The organism is Pseudomonas sp. NPDC085632 (assembly GCF_044541255.1).
In the GTDB taxonomy this organism is placed as follows: domain Bacteria; phylum Pseudomonadota; class Gammaproteobacteria; order Pseudomonadales; family Pseudomonadaceae; genus Aquipseudomonas.
In genome coordinates this window covers 44,848-45,296 of record NZ_JBITSX010000039.1, presented here as the reverse complement: position 1 = coordinate 45,296, position 449 = coordinate 44,848, and the positions used below count along the sequence as shown (strand labels likewise).

Annotated in this window: 2 protein-coding genes; both read left to right on the top strand. The window is 60.1% G+C overall.

Annotated features, from left to right (window positions below; all coding sequences use genetic code 11):
* Positions 1 to 88: hypothetical protein (locus ACIF4X_RS21430; protein ID WP_397483644.1), on the top strand; the 88-nt coding region annotated here is incomplete at its 5' end.
* 10 nt (positions 89 to 98) lie between these two features.
* The coding region (locus ACIF4X_RS21425) for a nuclear transport factor 2 family protein (RefSeq protein ID WP_397483637.1) at positions 99 to 449 on the top strand (351 nt) is incomplete at its 3' end.

The window sequence follows — 449 nt, the reverse complement described above, 5'->3', positions numbered from 1 at the left end:
TTATGACACCACCGGCAACACCTCGCTGCTGGCCGCCAACCTGCTGTACGAAATGCTCTGCGTACTGCCTGGCGTGGTCCATCGCTGAGGGTCGGGTCATGAACGAACGTGATCAGGTTTTGCAAGCGGCTGCCGAACTGGTGGCCGCCTTCGCCCGTAACGATCGCGAAGCTTATTTCGGCGCGTTCAGCGCCGATGCAAGTTTCGTCTTCTACACCCTCGAACAGCCGCTGCTGTCGCGCGATGCCTATCAGGCCTTGTGGGACAGCTGGCGCGCCGAGGATGGCTTCGAGGTGCTTGCGTGCACCTCGAGCAACGCCTTCGTCAGCCTGCAAAGTGACGTGGCGATTTTCATCCATGACGTGGCCACCGAGCTGCGCATGCAAGGGGTGCAACACTTCAGCCAGGAGCGCGAGACGATTGTTTTCAGGAAACAAGCGTCGAGCCTC